The organism is Mycobacterium paragordonae (genome assembly GCF_003614435.1).
GTDB lineage: Bacteria > Actinomycetota > Actinomycetes > Mycobacteriales > Mycobacteriaceae > Mycobacterium > Mycobacterium paragordonae.
Genome location: NZ_CP025547.1, coordinates 26,932 through 51,090 on the forward strand (window position 1 = coordinate 26,932; position 24,159 = coordinate 51,090).

Genomic DNA, 24,159 nt, shown 5'->3' on the forward strand with positions numbered 1-24,159 from the left:
ACGCCGTCATGCCCGCCCGTTACCGCGTCAGACACCGGTGAACTGGCATTCTTTCCCACAAGACCGCGAATAGCACTTTACCGCGGTAAAGTGGCAAACTTCCCGGCCCCCGGTCTCTCGGTGCACCGCAGTAGCGTTCGACCGCGCCCACCGGCCGGCGTCGGCCACCGTCACGGGCCGCTCAGGACTCTGGCTCCGACAAGTTCGGCGAGCAGGTCGATGGCGTGGCGTTCTTCGTCGACGGTGGGCGGTCCAGTCGCCAGGACCGCGCTCAGATAGTCCTGGCGGTCGGGGTCGATTGGCTCGGCGACAGCCGTGCTCACCGCGGTCTGGTTGTCGCGGGGCTGCTCGCGGGCATCTTCGCGAATACTGAGCCAGTCGTGCCAGGTGGCGCGTTCGCGCTGGTGTCGTTGGATGCGTTGGGCCCGGACCTCGTGCAGGTGATGGGCCGTGGCGATCTCATCGAGGGTGACTGTTCCCGGGCTGACGTGGCCTCGTCGGCGGGTGATCAGTCCAGCGGTGGCCAGGGCGGCCAGCGTGGCGTATCCGGTGCTGGTCCCCACGTGTGCGGCCGCGAACACGTCTTGGGGGTCGGTGAGCCCGCGGTGCACGATCAGCTCGTAGACGCGCCGGTGCCGGTGCCCGATCACTTTCCAGGCCGTGTGGACGTCTTCGACCCGGGTCGCCGCGATCACTGCTGGTGTGGTTTCCACCAGATTCTGTCGCGTCAGGGCGTAGTAGTCAGGCCGGCGTCCTTGCGCCACGCGCGTCCGCACCAACGGAGAGCCGGGCCGATCGCGGATGTCGCGCAGGAATTGCCACACGGTGGTCTCGCTCAGCAGGCCGGTGGCGATCGACAGTGAACGCCCGCCCACCCCGACCACGGCCACGCCGTTGATGATCTCTCCGGCCCGTACCGCGTGCACCGCCAGCGCCTGGAAGATCGCCGCCCCGATCCAGCGGTACGGGTGACCGGGGTATTCCCTTTCCACCCACGCGATCGCGTTCGCCAGCCACTGCCGGTGAAGCTCTGGGCCCCTGCCACCCCCCCGTGTGTGTACTTGTACTTGTGCACAGACAGGCCGGAAAAGCGGGCTGTTGGTGGCGGCCCAGGTCAGCGCCTTGTGGAAGTCACGGTGTAGCGCGGTGGCGGCGTTGTGGTGGTAGCGGGCATAGGCGCCGCCCAGTCCGGGCTGCCAGGGCCGGCTTGGGGCGATCAGGGCCTCGACGGTGGCCAGGCTGTGGCCGTGCAGGACGGCGTGAGCCAGGACGGACTGGCGGGCCTCGGAGTGGCTTCGCCAGGTGGTGTCGGGGGGGAGCTGGCCGGTGGTGGCGTAGGCGGTGATCCGCTCGGGGAGCTCTGTGGTGCGGGTGTATTCGGGGCGCAGCCGGGTGTGGGATCCGGTGCCGGTGAGTGCGTGGTGGGCATCCGGCGTCGGGTGGCCGGAACTGCGGGTGCCGCCGCCGGCAGGCTGCAGGGCGCCCAATAAGACGTTGAGCCGGGGGAGCAGTGCCGGGTCTGACCGGCTGGCGAAGGCGTCGATGGCGGTGCTCAGCTCACCGTCGAGGCTGCGGTATCCCCCTTCGCGGCACGGTGATCCGGGCACGGTGATGCACCCGGTCTTGGGATTGGTCATCGGGGTCTTGTCCAGGCTGGGCAGCCGGGCTTCCAGGAGCCGCAGCAGTGGGGTGATCTCCGCGGCGGTGGCCGAGGTGCCGGCGGCCAGGGGCACTAGGATGTGGCGGCCCCCGCTGCTGGACTGATCGGTGACCGCCACCCCGCCGCATTCGGTGATCCAGGTCAGCGCGCGGGTGAAGTCGGTGTCGACGGTGTGCTGGTGGTGGTGTTTGGTGTCGAAGTCCAGCGCCAGGACTTGGGTGCGCCCGCGCAGGTAGAGCAGCACGGCAGCTGGGACGCGGGGCAGTCGGCTAGTGAGCGGTGTGCTGCGGTCGAACTTGTTGGTGGCCGGGTTCCAGGTGCGGAGGGCGGGTCGGGCCGCGATCAGGTGGGCCAGCGCTTTCCAGGTGGCGGCCGGGTCGGTGCGAGCACCGGCCGGGGCAGTGGTGGGCATTGGATTAGGCGATTTCGACCAGGTCGGGACCGCCGGTGGGGTGCAGGCGACCCTGGGTGTCGAGGTAAACCCAGCGGTGTTGGCGCCACAGCATCGGCGCGGTGCTGGTGGTGGAGCGCGGGTCCACGATGTATCCGAGGTCCAAGGCGGTGGGGGTATCGGTGTGTTCGATCAGGTCGATGCAGTTGCGGCAGGCGGCGATGGCGTCGGCGGGGCTGGTGAGCGCGGTGGGTGCCGTGCGGCGGCGTCGGGTGAAGATCGCCGACTGCTGGTGGGTGCAGGCCGGCGCCATGATTTCGCAGTGCCCGCTGGCGCGGGCGGTGATGAGCGCGGCCACCGCCGGGGCAGGGGGCGCGGTGAGGAGTCTGCCGACCCGGGCGCGGCGGGCGGGTGGGCGCCCCGCGGGCGCCGGCGGTGGTGTCGGCGGATGTGCCTGTGGGTCAGGGGATTCCGGTGTCACGCTGGGGCCGATGTCCGGGTGGGGCAGGCCCAGCAGGTGCTGCATTGTGGCGAAGTCGCCATCGATCCAGACCCCGGCCCACATGCCGTAGTTGGGTCGGTTGCGTATCGCGGCGGCCGCGCAGCAGCTGCGATCGGCGCAGTTGAGGCACTGCCGGCGGGTGAAGGCTCGTCGGCTTGGATCGAACCAGTCGTCGGGGTCTTGCTGGCAGGGTAGGGACGGTGACGAAGTGTCAGTCTTGTGGTTCACGGAGGTGTCCTCTATCGTGAAACCGGCCTGGCTAGGCGTGGTTTCTGTTGTCAGAGGCCATATCCGGAGTCGCGAGCTCCGGTGCAGGTGTCCCCGCTTCGGCGGGGATTTCTGCGTTTGGGCCGTGTGAAGTTGTCGTGGTGGGCTCGCCGGCGGCGGGGCGGTGGGGGCCGTGCGTTGGATTCCGGCGACTCCTAGTGACTCGTGTTGTCTGTGTCTTTGGTGGGACAAGAGTGACATAACGGCGCGGTTTAACCGCGCAGACACGCCGCGCGGTTTAACCGCACGCACGTAGTGGCGTCGCCCCACCCCGGCTGCCCGTAGCGGCAGACAGTCTGGCCGCCCGCCTGTGGACCACGTAGTGAGGCCCGGCCGCCGTTGCGAATGTGGCCGTCAGGGTCTCGGAGATGGTGGTGCGCCGGGCGTGCAGTCGTCGTCACCGGTTCTGTCGGCCTGCGACCGTCGCATAGCGACGTCGGCGCCGGTAGCGTTCTCGGGGCAGATAAGTGCAAGTCAGCGGTTGTATAGGGGCGCTCATGACTGACCTGGTGCTAGATGCGATCGATAGCCTTCTCCCACCTGGGTTGCGGGTTTTGTTGAAGGGCGCTGAGGCATTGTTTGGCGGCCACAAGCCGCCAGCGGGCGGGGGTGGATTGACGCCAAGCCAGCGTGTCGAGCAGATCCTCAACGAGACACCGCCGCCCGGGCCGGTGACGCCGCCCGGGGGTAGTGGTGGTTTGCGCGATGGGCTTGACCGCGCTGGGGAGGAATACCAGCAGGCCGGTGGTGCGGCAGCGGCGGCCGACGCGAAGCTGGCGCACCTGCTGAAGCAGTTTTTCGCGTCCAACGAGGCGCTTCGGAACAAGGTCACCGCCATCATCGGCGAGATTGACTCGGCTCGCCAGAAGATCGCGGCCGATCCAACGTTGGCCAACGATCCGCGCGCGATGAAGCGTTTCGGGGAGTTCGTAGACCACAAGCTGGGCGAGATCCAGCAGCTGATGGAGTCCGCCAAGGTCGAAAGCGCTAAGCAGGCGGATCTGCTCGATGCGCTCACAGCTGACTATCGCGCCGCGGCGGCAACTGCGCATCAGCAGAGCTCCGGGAAAGACGATTCCCACACCGGTGGCGGTAGCGGCGCGGGCGATGCTGCTGCTGACGGCGGGGGCGGCGGAGCCGCCGGTGGGGGAGATCCCGGTGCGGCCGGGGCAGGGTTGAGCGATCCGTTGGCCGGTGTGGGCTTGCCCGGCGGGTTGGGCGCGATGGCCGATCCGATGTCGATGCTGGGGCCCGCCCTGGCGGGGATGGGCTCGATTCCCGGCGCGCTGGGCGGGTTGGCCAGCTCGCTTCCGGCCGGTGCGATGGGGTTGGCGCCTTTGGCCGGCCAAATGGGCGGCGCTGGGTCCGGGGATGGGTTCAAAGACCAGGCCGCTCGGGATGCGGCGAAGCCGGCCGATGTCGTCGACGATGGGCACGGCAAGGACGGCGGGGGCGCCAAGGCCGACGCTGCCGCAGATGACCATGGCAGCGGGGACAAGAAGCCGGAAACCTCCCCGTCGCCGGTGCCGGCGCAGACGCCGCCGGCTGGCGCGGTGCCGGCCAGCGCCGGCGCGGACCCGGCGCTGGTGGTGCAGATGCCCGATGGTTCGCCGGTGACCGCGCCGTCGGGGCAGCATGCGACGGCGCTGCGTTCGGTGCTCAACGGGATGTCGGTGACCGAGGCGTGGAAGTCGGCGCATGTCGATTTGCCGCCGCCCGGTACCCCGGTCGCTGAGCCCGCCGATCCCAGCCATTTGGCGCCGGGTGCGATCGCTCAGTTCAAGACTCGCGAAGCTGTCATGTACATGGGTCATGGGAAGATTTGGCTGGACGGCCAGCTACAGCCCCAGAGCACATTGCCAACTGCGGATTTTTTGGGTTGGGTTGACCCGACTCAGCAGCTGGCGCCGCGCCGGTGACGTTACCGCCACCCAAAGCGCCGGCAGGTACGTAATCGGTTGTGGTTGAAGGGATATGCGGGCGGATGGCCGACAGCGATGAGCAAGCCGCGTCCGAGCCCACTATCGTCGAGTGCTCTGCTGATGGCACGCTGCTGATCGAGGTCGATTACTCCGGTGAGCAGGTGCGGGTGCAGTTGGAGCCCGAAGCGGCCACCTGGCCGATGGAGGTTCTGGCCGACCGGATCATTCGCTTGCATCGTTTGGCCTTGATGCGTGCCCGGGCCGATAGGCGACTGGTCGAGAACTTCGGGGTCAGCCCGACCAGGGGATGGCCAAGTCACGCTGAAGTCGACGAATACCGCCGCTCAGCCATCGATTTCTGAGCGTCCCCGACCATGCATTAGGGCGCATCGACTGGTTAGGCTCGCAAACAGCAAGTTCGGAGTGTAGGAGGTAAAAGTCGGTGGCCGCAGAGGTTGTGCTCGACGTCGACGAATGGCACGAACATGCACGGTGGTGGGATGCGGAAGGGCCTCGGGTTCGCGAGCAGCTCAGCGTGAGCCCTGAGGTCTTGAACGAGTCCCGCTCGATGTTCGGCAAAATCGGGTCCTCCACGGTGGGGGCCGCATTGCAGGAGCTTTTGCAGGCCCGGGCGGACGCCGGGCATTCCTTGGGCCGCTATTGCGAGGGCGTGGCCGGTCAGATCCGTACCAGCCTTGCCGCCTACACGCAGTCCGAGGACACCAACCAGCGAACGCTGCGCACGTAACGTTGGCCGATTCGGTGCGGGCCGACACCGCGGCACTGAGGTCGGCCGGATCATGGGCAGCAGCCGCGGCGGCCAGCGCATCGCCGGGGGTCGGCCACGTGCAACCCTGCGCGCCGGACGTGGTATCTGTGGGCGCCAGCACCCGCTTCGACGCCCAGGTCGTCCTGGCTCGCTGGTACACGACCGTGGCGAACCGGATGGCCCGCCAGTTCGGTGTATTGCTGGATGCCGGTGCTGATGCCTATGACGGGCAGGAAGCGGCCTCGTCAGCGATGTTGGGCGGGGCGGCGCCGCCAGGCGCGCCGGCCGGGGCGTCTTCACCGACCGCGGCACTCGAGGCCGCGGCCTGGTTCGAGGGTGGGCAACCCCCCTCGCTGCCGAGCGCGCCGGGCGGGCAGGTTCCGGCGTCACCCCGCGATATCGCCCGTTTGATCGACAGCGGCCGCACGGGTCCTGGACCACCGGCGTGGCAGGGGGTGGCCGACAGTCTGCGGAAGGAGGCGGGCCGTCTGGAGCGGGCCTCCGAGCAGCTGGCAGCTGTGATCGCCGCCGCGCACCACGGGTGGAATTCGACAGCGGCTGATGCGGCGTTGGCGCGGATGGGGTCGTTGCAGTCCTGGTTTGAAGGTCACGCCACGTACGTGCGCGGCCTGGCCGCCGCTGCGACGGCGCATGTGGAGGATTTCCGGACGGCCGCGGCGCAGATTCCGGAGTTTTCTGCCGTCGTCGCGGCCGAGCGTGAGTTGCGCGCCGCCAACGACGCCAATGTTCGCAGCCGAGGCACGTTGCAGCCGGCGGTGGTACGGGCTCAGGTCCAGTTGAGCAGGCTGTACACGCAGTCGGCCGACGGCTTCAAGAACTACACGTCCGCTGCGGGGGCGACCTCGCCGCATCCCCCGCCGGCACCGCCGGCGTGGACACCGGGGCCCCACCCGCAGCCGGTTCCGGCCGCCGGCCCGGGCGACGCGGTGATCTCACACAAAACCGATGCGGCGCCGGCGAACGCACCGCTGCAACCGGTGGATGCCGCCAACGGGGTGGGGGAGGACGTGGTTTCCGCGGGTCCGACGTGGCCGCCGACCGGAGTGGACCCGGCCGCGGTCGATGGGCGGCCAGCGGATGCGCTGTCGGATGCGGCGGCCGTCGCGCCGCAAGTGATCCCGGCGGTTGTCGGGGCCGTGGTGGGCGGAGCCGGTGGCGCGCTGGGCGGTCTGACGGGGGCCGGGAGCAGGGCCCTGCAGGGGTTGCAGCCGGCGTCGATGATGAGCGGTGTTGGCGAGCAGCCGGGCGGCGGCGGGCCGCAGCAGGGCGGGGAAGCGCCGCCGCAGGAGGCGCCGCCGCCGCCCGGTGGTGGGGATGAGGCAGCGCCGGGTGGCGGCGGGGGAGGGGAGCCGGGGGACACGGAGCCGGCCTGGGGTCAGGGTTCGTTGAGTGCGCCGCCCGGTCTGTCGGCCGCCCCGGCGGCCGCTGCGCCGATGTCGGCGCCGGCGGCAGGTAGCGCGTTGCCGGAGGCGGCGCCGGCTGCCGGGGCGCCGATGGGTGCGATGGTGCCGCCGATGATGGGCGGGTCGCGGGGGGGTGGGTCGGGGGATGACAAGAACCAGCTGTATAAGGATCGGGAGCTTAAGGTGGTGGCCCCGCCCAATAGCGAGCCGGTGAAGGGTCGTCGCGAAGGGCGCGGGAACAGGGACGGAGCTGCGAAGTGACCGACGACGAATACGTGGACACTGTGACGCAGGGCCTCAGGGAGTCGCGGTCCTGGATGGCGCAGTTCAATGATGTCGTGCAGCGGGCGATGCAGTTCGACCCCGTCAGCGACGTGGTGGCCGCGACGTTCGACGGGGATGGGTATTTGCAGGACTTGGTTATCGATCCGACCGCGCCTGCGCAGTACACGCACACCGAGCTGGAGGAGCTGATCACGCTGGTGCTGCGCGACGGCAGCGCCAAGCTGCGTGAGGCGATGCGCAAAGCGGTGGAGCGGTACTTCGGGACCGACTCGGCATGGCGGGAGATGGACGCGCTGGCCGAGGAGTGGTGACCGTGATCGATTAGCTATCGGGCGTCCCTCTCACACGTGATTTCGTCGGCGCGCGGCGTCATCGAGAGCCTGCCGGACAGCAGCCCGACCCGGGCCGGACAGTGCTTGGCGGCCAACGAATTTGGCCTGACGTGACTCGTCGAGCTCCGCTGTTGATGCTTCCTCGCGGGCCTGCCGGAGGGCCAGCGCTTGCGCGTCGCGGGCGTCGTCGAGGGCTGCGGGTCGTTCGTCGAGGTTGTAGCGACCGTGCCAGGCCAGGATCGCACCGAGCAATCCGATGGGCTTGTGGGGGCTGTCGGGTATCCGGTGCCCGGTGCTCAGCCAGTCGGTGACCATCTGGTTGAGATCGCGAGGGGTCCAGCCATGACGTGCGGGACGAGCCAGGATGCCAGACCAGGCCGCTGAGCTGTGCCGCCGGCACCACGGCGGTGCTCCGGTATGCGCCCGCCACGCTTTGGCCAGGGCCAGCCCCACTTCGTCTGGGCTGCGGCGGCGCGTGGCGCCGCGTTGCCGGCGGCCGCAGTGCCGGCGGTGGGTAGTAAGAGATGTCAAGAAGGACCTCTTCGAGGTAAGAACACCACTACGTGGGTGGGATGACACGCTGTGGATAAGACGGCTCAGCTGCTGGTTGTCGTGGAGCGCCCACACCGAGGCCCAGCCGCGGCCGCGGTCGCCGACGCGCCAGGACGCCAGCCGCTCGGCCCGGGTGCGCTGCCTGCCCCGCAGGACTTCGGTGGCCACGCCCAGCAGTCGTAGGGCTTCATCCACCCGCTGAACGGTGCGCACCGTGTAGCCGGTGTCTTGCGCGAGGCGCTCGTTGGTGGGCCGTGAGTTGCGGCCGGTGGCGTGGTCGGCGTAGCGCGCCCGCGCAGCGGCGACGGCAACAAGGGCCTGGCGGCTGACACCTCCGTTGCGCATCAACGGACGGATCCGGTCGTAGTGCAGGTCGTAGGCGATCGGCACCGTCCAGTGCGCCCACCGGGCAGCCCGGCCCGCCCAGCACGGCAGCCCATGATAGGCATCGTCGCCGGGGTCGAGCTGGATGGCCGGCGGCGGTAAACGGCCGCCCAGGTCGCGGCAGCCGGCCGCCACAACGACATGCGCTCGCGGGCGCGTACGCGCGACGCCGCGCCGCGGAGAGCGGGAGCTACAGCCGCGGTAAAACGGTGGCGAGAGAGAGTGGTTTGGTGCTGGACTTGTTACTGAAAAGCCACGGTGCGCCAGTGGAACCTGACATAGGTATGCGCTACCGTGAGACGAGTCAGGCACGACACGTCCCTTCGGGGAAATGGGTAGGAAGACCCAGACGAGCGCCAACTCGGATCGAACCTTCAGACATGGCCCCGCTTCGGCGGGGCTTTTGTCATGTCAGAGGGGGGTTGGTCCCTACCCGCTATTGAGATGTTCACGTCTGCTCCGCGAAGCCGCCCGCCGGGCCACGGAGCCCGGGTTTCACATCGCCAGGGGCAACTCCTGCCGCCGCTTCGTCCCGAGCCCGCGGGCCGAATCTGGGCGGCCTGTGTGGATCGCGACAAGATCCGCTAGATGCTGCGACATCGAGGAGACCCCGGAGTCCACTGACTTCGCCTCAAGCAGAGGGACGACTTCGTTCGGCGGCCGAACGGTCAACGCCTCGCGTCGGCCTGGTAATGAGCCGGCACGGCCTCGACGTGCCCACTCACCGGGATGACGCAGCATCAAGACACGCCGGAGGTCTCACTCGTTGTGCGCGATGCCCTGACCGCAGGGAACGCTTGATCCCGGCCAGGGGGAAGTAGCGCGAAAAGGCTTGGGTGTCGACCAGATTCAGTCGTGCGCGCGGCATTGCCGGGGGCGCCTACGCGGCGCCGGCGTACGTCGCTGGAGGGCTGTCGCGATCCTCAACATTGTGCAGCGCGGCCACTGGCACGTCGCCGACTTCGCTGCGCCGGCACTGCTCGAACTGTTCGGCGAGGCGAGCGTAGATCGGCGCAAGTTTGGAGGGGTAGTCGCCGGGCAACACCATGCCACCCCACACACCGTGCGTGGCGCCGGTGGCCACGGCGTTGTAACCGCAGCGTCCGCGGAAAGGGCAACCGGCGCACAGGCTGACAGCCCGGCGCATCCGGTGGGGGTTGAAGAACATGTCGGGGTGTTGGCGGCAGGCCAACTCGGTGTCAGCGGTGTGAAACAGCCGTACAGAGGTCGGCATTTGAATGGATGCAAACGGCCGGCCCGAAGGCGATTTCGTGAGCGGGGCCGTGATCGGGCTGGTCATGGGCATCCTCCGTTTTGTGCTCAAGGGCAGGTACTCCCGGACCGGTCGGCCCGGTTCATCACCGGTGCGTAAGCCGGCGAATCACCGCCAATCTAACAGATATTTTAGCGGTTCTAGCGCCTATACCGCTAACCTGGTGGCGTGAGATGGTTGGGATGCTTGGTCAGGCCGGTGGCTTGAGGTGTAATATCCGCATGTCAGCGATCATTTCTGGGCCCGCCGAGTAGTGGGCCGCCGAGCAATGGGCCGCAGCGCTGATTTAGCCGAACCGACGGGGCGGATAGCGATGTTTAGCGGTCTGTCGGGCAAAATACTGGTTATGTCGTGGGAGCGGCTCGGCGATGAGGTGCGGCTTCGGCGCAAGCACCTCAAACTGACGCAGCCTGAGGTGGCCGAGCGCGGTGGGCTTTCGGTGGCCACGATCCGCGCCATCGAGACCAACCGCGCAGGCCGTCTTAGTCCGCGGCTGCGCCGCGCACTGGAGCGCGCGATTGAGTGGGAGCCGGGCACCATCGACACCGTGCTCGAGGGCGGTGGCCCACGCCCAGTGGCTACCACCACCGCCCCCGCGTCGCGAGCAGGTGGCCAGAATCCGGCGGCGACTGCGGAGCGTTTCGCCAGGGCCCGCTGGATGCTCAAGATGCGGCGCTCGTTTTCCCAGCACCGAGACGGTATGGCTGCCTCAGCGCGGGCCGCGCTCGACGAAGAGTTCGCCACCGCGGCCCGCGAGATGGAAGAAGCGCTGATTTGGATGCTGCCGTGGTTAGACGATGGCGAACGCGCCGAGGCGATCCGGATTCTGGCGGAGCTGCGCGACGGCTAAACGGCGGTGTCGGCCCCTCCGCTTACGGTCTGCACATGTTTGACATTCCTGGGATGCCGACGGGCCCACAACGACTCCCCGCCATCCGCACAGTCGCCGCCCCGGCGCGCGTCTGCGCCCCGGCGAGCCCGAGAGTGCGCGCCGGCCAAAATCCCCGAACTGCTGCGCGGCCACTCAGCGACGCCGAGCAGTGGTGGCAGTACAGCCGCAACTGTGCTGCGGCGCTGCAGGCTGGCCTACCGCCGACACCGGTGAGCGTGTTCGGGCCAGTGCTCAGAGCAGGCGAGCTGGCGCTGCTCAACGTCGAGGTCGGTTACAGCCGCTATTGCGGGTCGAAGGCGAGCTATTCGTCGCTGCCGCTGATCGTGGCGGGCAGGCCGGGGGTCATGGTTGGCGCGTTGGCCGTTCAAAGTCTGGTCAACCAGCGTCGGAAATCAGCAGCACAACGTCAAGCCGCACCGCAGTGGCGATGGCACCAAACCACCGCGGCGATCGTGACGACCGAGCGACTGCTGTGCGCCACCGAGCCGCACGGCCTGGTCAGCTTGTGGTTCGGGGACTGCACGGAGTTCCACCCAGACCTGCAGCAGTGGACGTTGACACTTGGCTTCGGCTCGACTGTTCCGGTCAGGTTCAGCGGCGTGGCTACACCAGCGCTGAGCCTGTTGAGCGCCTACGGAATGTTCGGCGACGCCTGGGCCGATGATCCGCGGCTGGCCGCGCTACTGCTCTAAGCGTCGGAAGTTGGTGCTGGTCGACCCACGTATAGCAGGGTCGGCGACGGTAGCATGCCAACCATGTTCGAAATGGATCCCGCCGCCACACGTACCGGTTTGGCCGATGCGGATGCCTCTGCGGCGGCCCAACCGAGCGGGCAGATTCGGAGTCTAAGAATCGGCGGCTACATGACGCCGCTGCTACATGCAGTCGATGCGGTGCACGCCGTCCGGGATGCACAGGTGCAGGCCCACGCCACCGCCAATTCGGTTAGCCGCGAAATCAGCGTCGCCGCAGTCGAGACGACTGAGGCGGGTAATTCCGGGGCGTTGAGCTGCTAAAAAGGGGGACTTTGGAGATGGCGTCGCCGTGGTCCAAGAACGCATCATCGTCGCCGGTGACATTTCCACCACCACCCGCGACCTTCACACCACCACCCCTGCCGCCAGCGGCCAGCAGCATCCCCCCACGCTCACGCCGTTATTGGCCCTGGGCCGTAGCTGCATTGTTCGTCGTGGTGAGTTTGTCCGCAGGGCTAGGTTCGGCGGTCACTTACTTGGCCGCGCGAAGCGACCGTGGCGCATCAATGCCACCCTCCGCGCCACCAACAGCGCCGACGCCACAGTTCAGCGCAACAGAGACAGCCGCAGCCAAGCAGAACCTTTGTACCGTTTTTGACGGATCTGTAGGGCATGAGGGTCAAGGCGGATTTCGAGTTGAAGGCAAAGTAAATGTGCCCGTGACGCTCCAGGCGGTCACGAGTGCCATCGCTGTGGAACACGCGCTTGGTCCGGCCGTTCCACCAGATGTGAACGCTGCGGCTCGCCGATATATCGACGCGACACTGGCCGTGACGACAGCAACGATGGGCGGAAGACCGACCAGTGAAGTCAACCGATTGACCGATGCATCAAACGAGGCGATCGATGCGCTGGCTGATGCCTGCGGACTGCCGAAGTAGTAGCTGCATATGGCGGTAGTGACGGGTTCCGTTGACGCCTGGGCGGAACGCAATAAGGACCAGGCTGGGCAGCTACTGAGGATGTTTACAAAGGCCAAACCGTTGTCAGGCGTGCCGAACATCGGGATTCCTCTGCTGTCGGGTGGCGATCACCCAAAGCCGCAAGGCTTGTTCGCCTCCGCACTATTCGCGCCGTTTGTGTGGCCCGAGGATTCCGAAACGGAGCTCAAGAACGCCTCGGAGGCCGAGGGACAGCGCCAGAAATTTCGTGAAGGTCAGTCTGATGGCGTTCACGCCGCGCGAAGCGCAGTGTTCAACCCCGGCGTCTGGCAAGGCAAAGGCGCGGACGCCGCCGACGCGGCCTACGCCAGATTGGAGCGACTGCTCAACGACTCCGTCGGCGCATCTAAGCTCGCCAAAAAGCTCCTCGCACAAGCCGCAGCGGATGTAGAACGCACGAAACGTCTTATGGCACAGGCGAACAACGCTATGCACACCGAAATCGAAGCGTACCTGCGCAGCGGTAGCGGGCAGTCCGTGGCGCAGATCGCGGTGATCACCAGCAAATATCGGGCAGTCGTGCAGGCGCACATGGCAGACCTGCACACCTACTCCGCCCAATACACCACCCAAATGCTTGGGAATTTCCCGCTTACGCCGGAAGGCGGCGGAAGTGTTAAACCCGCAGGTCGAGGGACGGATGCGTCAGCTGACCCGCCTCCGGGGACACCGCCAGAAGGACGGGGTCCAGGCGGCAGACCTGGTCCCTACGGCGCATCGGCAGGCGATCCCGGCACTGTGACTGGATCTGCAGGACAGCCTCACCCTACGGATTCCTCAGTTTCGTCGGGCACGCCACCTGGACGTGGCTTACCGACGCAGTTGGGCTCGGCTGGCGGTTTGCCGATGTCTGGACTGCCCAGCGCGCCGAGTGGCGGCGGGTCGGGTTCTCCGCTTTCTGGGCTACAGGGGTTGTTCAGCGGCTTAGGTTTTCCATCGGCGGCACCGATGTCGCCGACTGGGCTGGGGTCGCCATCAGTGCAGGCTCCAACCACGCCTTCGACGGCGGGTCTGGACTTCGGTCGCGGCTTGGCCGCAGGTATGACGGCCGCAGGTGGGGCCGCGGCCCCGGCGCTTGGGCCTGTGCCGCAGCCACCAAGCGGGCCGCTGGCTGCCCCGGCTGCGAGCGCGCCCACCGTTGCCGCGCCGGCCGCGGCAGTTTCTATGGCTGCGCCGTCAGCTGTTGCGGCACCAGCGCCAGCGGCGGGGATGCCGGCGGGTGGTTTGACTCCTTATGGGTCGGTGCTGCCACCGGCCGGACCTGCCGCGCCCGCGCCGAGTTCGATTCCATCTATGCCGGGGCTTCCAGGCGAAAGCGTGAGTTCGGCCTCGCCTGGACCTGGTGCAGGGTTGGTGCCGGCGATGGGAGGACGAGCCGCGGCCTCGGTGTCACGTGACGATTCGGCGTCGGATGTGGAGCTGGCCAAGATGGCGGTGGCTGAACTGGCCGGCGCGTCGTGTGTGGTGGATGCCGGGCTTGATTGGGCGGTGGCCTTGGGCCACAACGGATCTGGCGGTACGACCTTGTGGGTGGCAACCAATGACGGGGCCTGCTACATCCCGCCGGGAGTCTTTTTGCGGAACGGGATGGCGGTTGCGGCGGGTTTCGATGAGGATTTCGATGCGCGGTGGCTCGGGTGGTCAAACCCGGCGGAGAAGGCGGTACGTGCGGCCCGCGCATACGGGGACAAAGTAGGCGCCGTCGCGACGACGTGGGCTTGGCCCTCGGAGTTCCTCGAAGATCCGGATGAGGGGGTTCGTCAGGTGGCGATCGGTGTGCCCCATGCCGGTCCGGATGGTCCAGCCTCGGAGTTGCGGCGCACACGGATGCACCGGCTACAGACGGTGAGCCCCGGTTTGTATGGGGATTTGAAAGCGTTGGATGAGGCGGCGGTTCGCGGATACTGCCGGGAGTTGGTTCGGCGAGTGGTGTTCGGCGGCGGGCCTGAGTTGTCACCGGTTGCGCAGGCGGTAGCACACGCGCTGGTGGCGGGCGGGTGGCCCAAGGCTGAGGAGTGGTCGGCGTTGAGCGCCGAATACGATGCCGAGCGGCTAATGATGGCCGCACAGCGCCCTGGCCTCAACGGCTTGGAGGATCCTGCGCAGGTCGTCAGTTACCACAACTGCTTCATCAACTGTCGTAGGCTCGAAATGTTGTTGTGCTGGAAGAGATCTGATCCGTTGATGGCAGCTGATGTGGTGTACGCGGCATCGGTTGCAGGGGTGCGAGTGCCCATTCTCGATTACGTGTGTTGACCCGCGCCAGTCAGGGCGAGCAGCCCGGAACCGTTACCCTCACCAGCTGTGGCAGCAAGCACCGCGTCGGCGGCCGAACGATGCTGTCCGGAAACCTCCACAAAGATTTTATCCTCTCCGCCCTCGTGAAGCCTTCCCGTTTTGGCTGCTGTCGCCCTGGAAGCCTAAGCACACAGGCCGCGCAACGTCTGACGCAGCAATCTCGCCCGGTGAGGATTTCAGGAACGAGTTATACCGGGTTATACTATTGGCCTATGAAGACCGCCATCTCCCTACCCGATGAGACGTTCGATCGCGCTTCGCGCCGGGCCCGTGACCTCGGCATGAGCCGGTCGGAGTTCTTCACCCGGGCCGCGCAGCGCTACCTCGACGAGTTGGACAGCCAATCGCTGACCGGGCAGATCGACGACGCTCTTGAGCATCTTGGTGAGCGGCTTGGTGACAGCGATGGGGGGCAAGCCGCAGCGGTGGCCGTCGGGCACCGGGTGCTTGACGCCGTGGACGACGAGTGGTGATCGGCCGCGCAGAGATCTACTGGGCCGACCTCGGCGCCCCCTCCGGCAGCCGACCCGGAAAGCGTCGTCCCGTAGCAGTGATCCAATCCGATCCCTACAACGCCAGTCGCCTCGCCACGGTGCTCGCCGCCGTGATCACCTCCAACACGGGGCTAGCAGCCATGCCAGGCAACGTGTTCCTACCTGCGTCCACAACGGGACTGTCACGTGATTCGGTCGTCAACGTCACGGCACTTGTGACGCTGAACAAGACCGACCTCATCGATCGCATCGGGGAGATACCGGCGAGCTTGATGCACGAAGTCGACCGCGGACTTCGTCGCGTACTCGACCTTTAAGTTAAATCGAGCATTTCCGACCCGCGGCGCGGGTGGTGGTGTGTTGGCCACCCTCTTTCGATGTGTTCGGTTGTGGTGTGGGGGTTTTTGGCGGGTTAATTTTGGTGGGTGGGTGCTGGTGTGGCGCAGTTGGTCGCGGATGTGGATCGTCTGCTGACCCGCGCCCATGAGCTGTTTCCCGCCTCGGGGGGCCCCGCCGGCAGGGTGTTCGCCGCTGGTGGCGGTCAGGGCGCTGCACCGCCGGCTCCTGGTGGTGGCAGCGGCTTAGGCGCCGGGGTGGCCGGCGCCGCCGGTGCGTATGGGGCAGTGCGCGGCCTGGTGTCCGGCCTGGATGCGGAGTCGGGTCACGGTGCCGGTGAAGCGGGGGCGGTGGGGCAGCGGGGACATGCTGGTTCGGGGTCGGTGCGTGAGGTGGCGCGGGCCCAGGCGGCCGCGATCGGGCGGGTGGCCCACACCGGGGCGGGGATGCGCCTGATGGTGTCGGCGATGGATGAGCGGTTGGGCGCGATGCAGCGTCAGATCGAGCAGACCACCGCCCAGAATCGGTTGTTGACGCTGCGGTTGCGGCAGATGGCTCAGGCCTATCAGGGGTTGAGGGTCGGCGGTGGCGGCGGCGGGTTGTCGGGACTGAGCGGCATTCCGATGATGCTCGGCGCTGCCCGGGGCGGGGGTGTCAGCGGGCTCAGCGGCCTGGGTAGCGTACCGACGTCACTGCTGGGCCAGCTGGGCTCAGGCGGGCCGGGCGGCGGCACGGCGGCGACGCGATCGGCCGGGTTGGCGGCGGGGGCCGCCGGGGTGGATCGGGGCGCTATTCCGCTGTCTGAGGTGTCGTTCGAAGGGAAAGGGGTCTGGCCGGGAGGCCAGGGGGCGATTGGCCGTTTCCTTGACGAAGCGCTGGACCGAATGGGGATCTCCGATCCGAGGGCGCGGGCGAACTGGCGGGCGGGCATGATGACGATCGCCGAGCATGAGTCGAGTTTTAGGGCTGATGCGATCAATCTCATTGACGGCAATGCGCGCGGGTCGCGTCAGGTGGATGGCGGGCCGTTGAATTCCAGTCGTGGGCCCTGGCAACTGGTGCCGGGCACTTTCGCTCAGCATCACCATCCGGGGACCTCGAATCACATTTGGGATCCGGTGGCCAATGCGTGCGCATCGATGAACTACCAGCTGTCGCGTTATGGGGTGGCGCGTGATGGGCACAATCTGCGGGCGCTGGTCGGGCAGGCCAACCCTGGGGTTCACCACGGCTACTAACGGCGGCGGTTCAGCGTTAGCGTGGTGGCGTGAGCGGCGAGGTTGATCCGGTGATGCAGGAGTTCGCCGATCTGGTGATTGATCGGCTGATGGCTCGTGGGTGCACGCTGTTTCCTGGCGCTGAACCTGCGGTGGCGTTGGCTACGACGGATTCGGCCGCGGCGGTGCCGGCGGGGGGTGCGCTGGCGGACACAGTGGCCGGCGCGCAGGGTGAGCTGGCTCGTGTGCAGTCGTCGGTGCGGGGCGCGGATGAGGCCAGCGCGCAGGTGGTGGCGGCTGCTGGTCAGGTGGGCGTGGATGCCCGCCGCGAGGCCGAGTTGCTGCGGGAGCAGGCTCGCGCGCAGGTGTCGGCGATTTTGCCGGTGACAAATTCGGCGGCCGGGATGCGGCTGCTGGTCTCGGTGCTTGATGAGCGTCTGGGGGATTTGCAGGGTCGAGTTGAGGCGGTCAGGGAGGCTAATTCTGCTGCGGCCGAGCAGCTTCGTGAGTTGGCGCGCGGCTACGGTCAACAATCTGTTTGACGCCACCGGCGGCGGTGGTGGACGGGTCCGCTTTTCCTCCCTCCGTTGTGGTGTCGGGGTTTTTGGCGGGTTAATTTTGGTGGGTGGGTGCTGGTGTGGCGCAGTTGGTCGCGGATGTGGATCGTCTGCTGACCCGCGCCCATGAGCTGTTTCCCGCCTCGGGGGGCCCCGCCGGCAGGGTGTTCGCCGCTGGTGGCGGTCAGGGCGCTGCACCGCCGGCTCCTGGTGGTGGCAGCGGCTTAGGCGCCGGGGTGGCCGGCGCCGCCGGTGCGTATGGGGCAGTGCGCGGCCTGGTGTCCGGCCTGGATGCGGAGTCGGGTCACGGTGCCGGTGAAGCGGGGGCGGTGGGGCAGCGGGGACATGCTGGTTCGGGGTCGGTGCGTGAGGTGGCGCGGGCCCAGGCGGCCGCGATCGGGCGGGTGGCCCACACCGGGGCGGGGATGCGCCTGATGGTGTCGGCGATGGACGAGCGGTTGGGCGCGATGCAGCGTCAGATCGAGCAGACCACCGCCCAGAATCGGTTGTTGACGCTGCGGTTGCGGCAGATGGCTCAGGCCTATCAGGGGTTGAGGGTCGGCGGTGGTGGCGGCGGGTTGTCGGGACTGAGCGGCATTCCGATGATGCTCGGCGCTGCCCGGGGCGGGGGTGTCAGCGGGCTCAGTGGCCTGGGTAGCGTACCGACGTCACTGCTGGGCCAGCTGGGCTCAGGCGGGGCGAGCGGCGGTGCCGGAATACCGGCCAGTCTGGTGGGCCGCTCGGCTGGTGGGGTGTTGCCGCCGGGTGTGGCGTCGGAGAAGGGGTTGCAGCGCGACACGATTCTGGCCGCTCGGGCGGTGTCGGCGGCGTTTCCTGAGATCCGGACTATCGGTGGGGTGCGTCCTGATTCGTTGAAGTGGCATCCGAATGGTCAGGCGATCGATGTGATGATTCCTGATCCGAGTTCACCGCACGGCAAAGCGTTGGGGGATGCGGTTTTACGGTTCGCGCTTGCGCACACCGACCAGTTCAACCTGAATCACGTGATTTGGCACCAGACGTTATACAACCCGGACGGGTCGTCGCAGCTGATGGAGAACCGCGGGTCTGCGACGCAAAACCACATGGATCACGTCCATATCGCGACCAACGGCGGCGGGCATGCCCGTGGCGACGAGGTGTACCGGCTGTGAGTGAGATAGAGCCTGTGAGCAGGTCTGAGGAGGATCGGCGGCCGGGCCGTGGTCTGGTGCTCTCGACGCGGGTGCAGGTGTCGGGGCACCAGTTCTTTGCCCGCCGCGCGGTGTTGGCGATGACCAGGCGGCGGGTGCGGATGGAGGCCGAGCCGGGGCGGCGCCAGTCGATGGCGCTGCTGGCGGGAGTGACGGCCACGGCGGTGTTGTGTCTGGGCGCGTTGTTCTTGTCGTTCGTGCGGCCAGCGAGCTCGGCGGGCTCGTCTCGGATTTTGGCTGACCAGCATTCCGGCGCCTTGTACGTGCAGGTGGGCGACAAGCTGTATCCGGCGCTGAATCTGGTGTCGGCCCGGCTGATTGCCGGTGAGCCGTCCATTCCGGATCGGGTGCGGCGCAGTGAAATCGACGCACGCCCCCGGGGTCCGTTGGTGGGTATTGCGGGGGCCCCGCAGGAGATGTCGGCGACGTCCCCGCCGCGGTCGTCGTGGTTGGTGTGCGATGAGATTACGAAGGCGTTGGGCGCTGGAGCTCCCGAGCCGGTGACGGTGACGGTGATCGACGGGCGCCCGCAGTTGGGTGAGCGCCGCCGCGTGTTGGGCCCTGATGATGCGCTGGTGCGCCGGTTCGGTGACGACGTGTGGCTGATCCGCGATGGTCGGCGTTCGCTGATTGATCGGGGCTCACGTGCGGTGTTGCTGGCGTTGGGGTTGGGGGCCGAGGCGTTGTCGTCGGCGCGGCCGATGAGCCGGGCGTTGTTGGATGCGATTCCGGTGGGTCCGGTGTTGTCGGTGCCGGTGATCGCCGGTGCGGGGTCACCGGCGAGGTTCGTTGGGGCCCCGGGGCCGGTGGGCACGGTGGTGTCGACTCCGCAGGTCGGTGGTCAGACGGCGTATTCGGTGGTGCTTGCCGAGGGTGTGCAGCCGGTGTCGGCGTTAGCGGCGCAGGTGTTGCAGAATGCGGGCCCTGCCGGGGTGGGGACGCCGGTTGTCGCGGGTGCGGTGTTGGCAAAGCTGCCCGTCGTCAACGTGCTGGATCTGTCGGCGTTTCCGGCCGCCCCGCCGCGCGTGGTGGATAGCCAGGTCAATGCGTCGGCGTGCTGGCAGTGGGAGAGGGTGTCGGGGGAGTCGATGGCGTCGACGTCGCTGATTGTGGGGCCCACCATCCCGGTGGCCGACTCTGATACCGGCAAGGTGGTTGAACTGGTGAAAGCCGGCGGTTCGGCGTTGCAGGCCGACCGGGTGTTTCTCGGTCGCGATTACGCTAATTACGTTGTTTCCACCGGTAATTCACCGTCATCGTCCACGGCCGAGTCGTTGTGGTGGCTGTCCGATTCCGGGGTGAGGTTCGGTGTGGCTCGCGAGGATGAGACTTTGAGGGCATTGGGGTTGTCGAGTCCTCCGCGGCCGGCTCCGTGGTCGGTGTTGCGGCTGTTGGCGGCCGGCCCGATGTTGTCGCGTGCCGACGCACTGGTGCGGCACAACGCGTTGCCGGTGGACGGTAACCCTGCCCCATTGGAGATCCCCAAGTGAAGGAAGCGTTCGCCCGGTCCAAGCCCGCTGCTGCGCCGGAACTGAAGCCGGCATCGATTGAGCTTCCCACGCCACTGAAAACGCCTCCGCCGGAGGGTAAGCCGTGGTGGACGGTGGTGCTGGTGATCGGGTTGATCGGCCTGGTCGGGGCGATGGTGGGGATCAGCTTTGCCAGCGGTGCGCGATCGTTCACCGGGGCGGGGTCGTTCTTCCCGATCCTGATGGTCGGCGGTCTGCTGGCGATGCTGTTCACCGGCCGTGGCGGTTCGCAGGAGTTGTCGCGCACCAAGTTGGATGCGTTGCGGGCCAGGTTCTTGTTGGTGGTCGACCAGTTGCGGACCAGCACCGCGGAGATGGCGGACCGCCTGGATGCCAATTACCGGTGGTATCACCCACCGCCTGCGACCCTGGAGGCCAGCCTGGGCAGCGTGCGGATGTGGGAACGCAAGGCCGACGGCACCGATACCTGGTTCGGCGTGGTGCGGGTGGGCGTGGGTATGACGGATCTGGTGGAGTCCGGGGCGGCGAGATTCGTCGAGCCGCAAGACATGCCGACCGATATCGAGCTGGAGCCGGTGACGGGCAAGGTGTTGCAGGAGTTCGTGCGCTATCAGACGGTGGCTTACGGCACGCCGGCGTTGGTGTCGTTGATGGTCGAGCCGGGTTATGAGTTGCGGGGGCCGCGGGAGCGGGTGCTGGGGCTGATGCGCTCGGTCATCTGTCAGCTGGCGTTTTTCCACGGCAGCGATCACATTCGGCTTGTCGTGGTGACATCGGATGCGGCGGAATGGGATTGGGTGAAGTGGCTGCCGCATGCCGCTGACCCGGCTGTTGAGGACGGCGCCGGGCCGATACGGATGGTGTATGGGTCGGTGGCGGATTTTCTCGCAGCCCAGCAGGAGGCGCTGGCGTTGCGGGGGCGCGGCGAGTTCCGGGCACGACATGGGGCGATCAAAGAACCGATCGCACCGTTGCCGCAGACGGTCATTGTGTGCGACACCGGCGAGGGTTGGGATCGGTTGGGGGATAGCGCCGGAATCAGCGGGGTGACGTTCTTCGGTATGCGGGGGAGCGGCGTGGTGCCGGCCTGCGCTGACCCGAAGCGGGTGCTGGATATCTCTGAGGTCGGGACAATCACGGCGGTTCCGCGTGACCCGGTGACCTGGGACGCCAAGGAGGCCCACCGCCGGCAGTTTTTCGCCGTCGCCGACCAGATGAGCCGCGATGACGCCGAAGCCTTCGCCGAACGGATGGCCCGCTGGCGGTTGGCGGAAGCTTACGAGACCCTGGATATGAGCAGCGCGGACCGGTTCATGGCGCGAGACATCCTGGCCCATTACGGGATCGACGATGCGGCAAACATCGATTTCGAGGCGCTGTGGGCGAGTCGAAGTGACATCAATTCCGTGCAGCGACTGCGTATTCCGCTGGGCAACCGAGCCGACAACCGAGAGCTGTTCTTCCTGGACCTCAAGGAGTCATCGCAGGGGGGCCACGGCCCGCACGGGGTGATGGCGGGAACAACGGGTTCGGGGAAAACGGAGATGCTGCGCACTGCGCTGGTGTCGCTGGTGCTGGGGCATCCTCCGCAGAACCTTCAGTTGATGCTGGCCGACCTCAAGGGCGGCTCGGGTGTCAAACCGTTCGCCGGCGTTCCGCACGTAGCGCACATCATCACCGACCTCGAGGACGACCAGAGCCTGTTGGACAGGTTTGTCGACGCGATGTGGGGGGAGATCGCGCGGCGTAAAGCGGTGTGCGATAAGGCCGGCGCCGATGATGCCACGGAGTACAACAAGATGCGCACGGCCCGGTTGGCCTCGGGGCAGCAGCCGTTGCCGCCGCTTCCGGTGCTGCTGGTCATCATCGACGAGTTCGCCGAGCTGTTCAAGATGATGGCGGCCGACGTTCAAGACGCCCTGGATCAGATCTGCCGGCAGGGCCGCTCGTATTGGGTCCATCTGCTGATCGCCAGCCAGGAGATCGACAACCGGGCCGAGAAGCTGCTGGGAAACATGGGGTACCGGCTGGCGTTGAAAGCGCAGACCCAGGCGGCGGCGACGGCGGTGGGTGTGCCCAACGCGGTCAACCTGAAACAGTCCGGTGACTGCTATTTCCTGCACGGCACGCCGTCGAACGCGGACGTGACGAAGTTCCGGGGCGAATGGCTGTGGCGGGAGTACCGCAAGCCGGGCATCGAGGACTTCGACGACGACAGTTCCGCGGGAGCTGGCCCGTCCGTGACCTACGTTGCACCGCAACTCTTTACGACGGATTTGACACCCGTCCCGTCCTCCGATGCCGGCGAGGACCGCGCCGGTGCACCCGATTCGGGTGTGCCGGCATCGGCGCCGCATTCGGAGCCCGCCGCGGGTGAGGACGCGGTCAATGCGGCGCTGATGCGGCCCAAGGTCGCGCGCATCATCATCGATCAGCTTCGCCACGTCGACTTCGAGCCGTACCGGCTGTGGCAACCTCCCTTGGACGAGCCGTGGAGCGTTGAGAAGCTGGTGAATGCGCACCTGGGCCGCAACTGGCAGGACGACTATGCCGGCACCGGGGACTTGGTGTTCCCGATTGGTGTGGTGGATCGGCCGTTCAAGCATGATCAGCACCCGTTGAGGCTGGATGTGTCGGGCCCGGGCGCCAACGTTCTGGTTGTCGGCGCGCAGGGTTCGGGTAAGACGACCGCACTGCAGGACTTGATGTGCGCGGCCGCGATGACCCACACCCCTGAGCAGGTGCAGTTCTACTGCCTGGCGTTCTCCGGTGCCGCACTGGGCAGTGTGGCGGGTTTGCCGCACGTCGGCTCGGTCGCACCGGCGTTGGATCGGGATGGTGTGCGCCGCAGCGTGTTCGAACTGACACATCTGCTCAAGCAACGCCAGCGCAGCTTTGATGAACACCGGGTGATGTCGATGGAGGTGTTTCGGCGACGCAAGTTCGGCGGTGAACCTGGCGACGTTCCCGACGACGGCTACGGCGATGTGTTCCTGGTGATCGACAACTACGCGGGCCTGGCAACCGAGTATGAGGTGCTACTGGACCCGGTCAACAAGCTGATCAAGGAGGGGCCCACCTTCGGGATTCATGTGGTGGTCACGGTGAGCAAGACCAGCGAGTTGCGCCCGGAGGTACGCAACAGCTTCGGGGTGGGGTCGCGGGTCGAACTTCGCCTCGGTGAGACCACCGATGCGGTGCTGGTCAAGCCGCGAATGGCCGACACGGTTCCGGCGAGCCGTCCGGGCCGGGGCATGATCGCGCAGAACTATGAGCGCCGCGGCGCGGACCCGGTGGGTTTGCACACCTTGATGGCACGCCCGACCACCGAAGCCGCCACGGGCGACGGGTTCGATTCACGCAGTGTCGTCGAGGCGGTGAGCGCGCGGGCGGCCCGGTTCCGTGCGGCGCCTCGGGTGCGCCGCCTGCCCAAGCGGGTGACGTCGGCGGAGCTGACTGTGCTGGCCGGCGCCGTTTCCAGCGCAGATGAGTCGCTGGTGTGGGCGCTGAGCGAGACCGAGCAGCCGGTGCACTTCGAGGGACAGCATCTGCTGATCACCGGGCAGGGCAAGTGCGGGCGCACGTCGGTGTGCGCGCTGCTCATGACCGAGCTCGCCCGGGCGTGTGCGCCGGGCGCTGAGGGGCATGCACCGCACTCCGATGGCCGTAAGGCGGTGCAGGTGTGGCTGATCGATCCTCGCCGGCAGCTGCACAACGTGCTGGGCCCGTCCTATGTGCACCGCTTCGCCTCCACGCCGTCGACGATCAAGCAGCGGATGGCAGAGTTGGCCGCGGTCCTGGCCGCGCGGGAGCCCGACGACACCCCGCAGGCGGGCCCGATCGCGCAGCACAGCTGGACGGGGCCCGAGATTTGGCTGGTGATCGACGACGCCCAGCGCCTGCCGCCGGGCTTCGATTCCCCGCTGGAACCCATCGCGCGGTTCGTGGAGTCCGGGGCCGATGTGGGCCTGCGGATCATCTACACCCGCGCGTTCGGCGGGTTCGTCTCGGCGATGGGGGCCGATCCTGTCCTTCGCCGGCTGCGGGAGTCCCGGGCTCCACTGCTGGTGATGGATTCCGACCCCGATGACGGTTTCATCCAGTCCCGATGGAAGGGGCACCCCATGCCACCGGGCCGCGGATTCCTGATGAATACCACCGAATCGGGAATATACGTGCAGGTCGCGGACCCGGCGCTGCGGGAATCGGGGCCGTCGTGAACCGC

At 67.4% G+C, this 24,159-nt stretch carries 23 protein-coding genes; 18 read left to right on the plus strand and 5 right to left on the minus strand.

Translation table 11 applies throughout. The features are described from left to right. Positions 1–170: 170 nt before the first annotated feature. Both C0J29_RS30340 and C0J29_RS30345 read right to left on the minus strand, forming a co-directional pair. Positions 171–2,072, minus strand: a complete 1,902-nt coding sequence (locus tag C0J29_RS30340) for a hypothetical protein (RefSeq protein ID WP_120795056.1) — start codon at positions 2,070–2,072, stop codon at positions 171–173. A gap of 4 nt (positions 2,073–2,076) precedes the next feature. After that, complete coding sequence (locus tag C0J29_RS30345) at positions 2,077–2,781, minus strand: WhiB family transcriptional regulator (protein WP_162951645.1); 705 nt, start codon at positions 2,779–2,781, stop codon at positions 2,077–2,079. A gap of 653 nt (positions 2,782–3,434) precedes the next feature. Here C0J29_RS30345 and C0J29_RS30350 point away from each other — a divergent pair. The 5 genes from C0J29_RS30350 to C0J29_RS30365 all read left to right on the plus strand — a co-directional run bounded on the left by C0J29_RS30350 (position 3,435) and on the right by C0J29_RS30365 (position 7,531). Beyond that, positions 3,435–4,739, plus strand: coding sequence for a DUF4226 domain-containing protein (locus tag C0J29_RS30350; RefSeq protein ID WP_162951646.1), 1,305 nt, complete (start codon positions 3,435–3,437; stop codon positions 4,737–4,739). Between the two features lie 65 nt (positions 4,740–4,804). Then, a complete protein-coding gene (locus C0J29_RS30355; protein WP_084023624.1) occupies positions 4,805–5,104 on the plus strand; it encodes a hypothetical protein in 300 nt (99 codons plus the stop codon). 80 nt (positions 5,105–5,184) lie between these two features. Beyond that, on the plus strand, positions 5,185–5,490 hold the full coding sequence (locus tag C0J29_RS33065) for a hypothetical protein (protein WP_084023623.1): 306 nt from the start codon (positions 5,185–5,187) through the stop codon (positions 5,488–5,490). A gap of 14 nt (positions 5,491–5,504) precedes the next feature. Beyond that, a complete protein-coding gene (locus C0J29_RS30360; RefSeq protein WP_207106138.1) occupies positions 5,505–7,196 on the plus strand; it encodes a PPE domain-containing protein in 1,692 nt (563 codons plus the stop codon). Continuing rightward, positions 7,193–7,531 carry a YbaB/EbfC family nucleoid-associated protein gene (locus C0J29_RS30365; protein WP_084023363.1) on the plus strand — a complete coding sequence of 113 codons (339 nt, stop codon included), beginning with the start codon at positions 7,193–7,195 and terminating at the stop codon, positions 7,529–7,531. The genes C0J29_RS30360 and C0J29_RS30365 overlap by 4 nt, the downstream gene beginning before the upstream one ends. A 30-nt stretch (positions 7,532–7,561) precedes the next feature. On the opposite strand, the gene C0J29_RS30370 is transcribed toward C0J29_RS30365, so the two are convergent. Next, the gene (locus C0J29_RS30370; protein WP_236725529.1) at positions 7,562–8,623 is read right to left on the minus strand and encodes a helix-turn-helix domain-containing protein; all 1,062 of its coding nucleotides are present in this window, start codon (positions 8,621–8,623) and stop codon (positions 7,562–7,564) included. Positions 8,624–9,368: 745 nt separating this feature from the next. Next, entirely contained in the window at positions 9,369–9,722 is a 354-nt protein-coding gene (locus C0J29_RS30375; protein ID WP_162951648.1) for a WhiB family transcriptional regulator, read from the minus strand. A 385-nt stretch (positions 9,723–10,107) separates the two neighbouring features. Between C0J29_RS30375 and C0J29_RS30380 the strand changes: the two genes are divergently transcribed. The 5 genes from C0J29_RS30380 (at position 10,108) to C0J29_RS33075 (ending at position 12,289) form a co-directional block, all read left to right on the plus strand. Continuing rightward, positions 10,108–10,611, plus strand: a complete 504-nt coding sequence (locus tag C0J29_RS30380) for a helix-turn-helix domain-containing protein (RefSeq protein ID WP_162951649.1) — start codon at positions 10,108–10,110, stop codon at positions 10,609–10,611. A gap of 35 nt (positions 10,612–10,646) precedes the next feature. Next, positions 10,647–11,345: a hypothetical protein gene (locus tag C0J29_RS30385; RefSeq protein ID WP_162951650.1), complete on the plus strand. Its 699-nt coding sequence runs from the start codon at positions 10,647–10,649 to the stop codon at positions 11,343–11,345. Positions 11,346–11,408: 63 nt separating this feature from the next. Then, the gene (locus C0J29_RS30390; RefSeq protein ID WP_139809397.1) at positions 11,409–11,669 is read left to right on the plus strand and encodes a hypothetical protein; all 261 of its coding nucleotides are present in this window, start codon (positions 11,409–11,411) and stop codon (positions 11,667–11,669) included. 28 nt (positions 11,670–11,697) lie between these two features. Then, positions 11,698–12,006, plus strand: a complete 309-nt coding sequence (locus C0J29_RS33070) for a hypothetical protein (protein ID WP_139809396.1) — start codon at positions 11,698–11,700, stop codon at positions 12,004–12,006. 61 nt (positions 12,007–12,067) lie between these two features. After that, positions 12,068–12,289 (plus strand): hypothetical protein, encoded by a 222-nt coding sequence (locus C0J29_RS33075; protein ID WP_139809395.1) that lies wholly within the window; start codon positions 12,068–12,070, stop codon positions 12,287–12,289. Positions 12,290–12,472: 183 nt separating this feature from the next. Here the strand turns inward: C0J29_RS33075 and C0J29_RS30395 are convergent, their stop codons facing one another. Next, positions 12,473–12,880, minus strand: coding sequence for a hypothetical protein (locus tag C0J29_RS30395; protein WP_139809394.1), 408 nt, complete (start codon positions 12,878–12,880; stop codon positions 12,473–12,475). 831 nt (positions 12,881–13,711) lie between these two features. Between C0J29_RS30395 and C0J29_RS30400 the strand changes: the two genes are divergently transcribed. From C0J29_RS30400 to eccCa, 8 genes are all read left to right on the plus strand, one after another. Further along, positions 13,712–14,605 carry a hypothetical protein gene (locus C0J29_RS30400; protein ID WP_084023351.1) on the plus strand — a complete coding sequence of 298 codons (894 nt, stop codon included), beginning with the start codon at positions 13,712–13,714 and terminating at the stop codon, positions 14,603–14,605. Between the two features lie 254 nt (positions 14,606–14,859). Beyond that, positions 14,860–15,120, plus strand: coding sequence for a ribbon-helix-helix domain-containing protein (locus tag C0J29_RS30405; RefSeq protein WP_120795059.1), 261 nt, complete (start codon positions 14,860–14,862; stop codon positions 15,118–15,120). Then, positions 15,114–15,458 (plus strand): type II toxin-antitoxin system PemK/MazF family toxin, encoded by a 345-nt coding sequence (locus tag C0J29_RS30410; protein WP_084023347.1) that lies wholly within the window; start codon positions 15,114–15,116, stop codon positions 15,456–15,458. The genes C0J29_RS30405 and C0J29_RS30410 overlap by 7 nt, the downstream gene beginning before the upstream one ends. Before the next feature lie 108 nt (positions 15,459–15,566). Beyond that, complete coding sequence (locus C0J29_RS34175) at positions 15,567–16,715, plus strand: lysozyme family protein (RefSeq protein WP_242460703.1); 1,149 nt, start codon at positions 15,567–15,569, stop codon at positions 16,713–16,715. A gap of 29 nt (positions 16,716–16,744) precedes the next feature. After that, positions 16,745–17,236 carry a hypothetical protein gene (locus C0J29_RS30420; RefSeq protein WP_162951651.1) on the plus strand — a complete coding sequence of 164 codons (492 nt, stop codon included), beginning with the start codon at positions 16,745–16,747 and terminating at the stop codon, positions 17,234–17,236. An 83-nt stretch (positions 17,237–17,319) separates the two neighbouring features. Further along, a complete protein-coding gene (locus C0J29_RS34180) occupies positions 17,320–18,405 on the plus strand; it encodes a VldE C-terminal domain-containing protein (protein ID WP_242460702.1) in 1,086 nt (361 codons plus the stop codon). A 14-nt stretch (positions 18,406–18,419) separates the two neighbouring features. Further along, positions 18,420–19,934: a type VII secretion protein EccB gene (gene eccB / locus C0J29_RS30430; RefSeq protein WP_242460701.1), complete on the plus strand. Its 1,515-nt coding sequence runs from the start codon at positions 18,420–18,422 to the stop codon at positions 19,932–19,934. Further along, positions 19,931–24,154 carry a type VII secretion protein EccCa gene (gene eccCa, locus C0J29_RS30435; RefSeq protein ID WP_120795062.1) on the plus strand — a complete coding sequence of 1,408 codons (4,224 nt, stop codon included), beginning with the start codon at positions 19,931–19,933 and terminating at the stop codon, positions 24,152–24,154. The genes eccB and eccCa overlap by 4 nt, the downstream gene beginning before the upstream one ends. Positions 24,155–24,159: the final 5 nt, after the last annotated feature.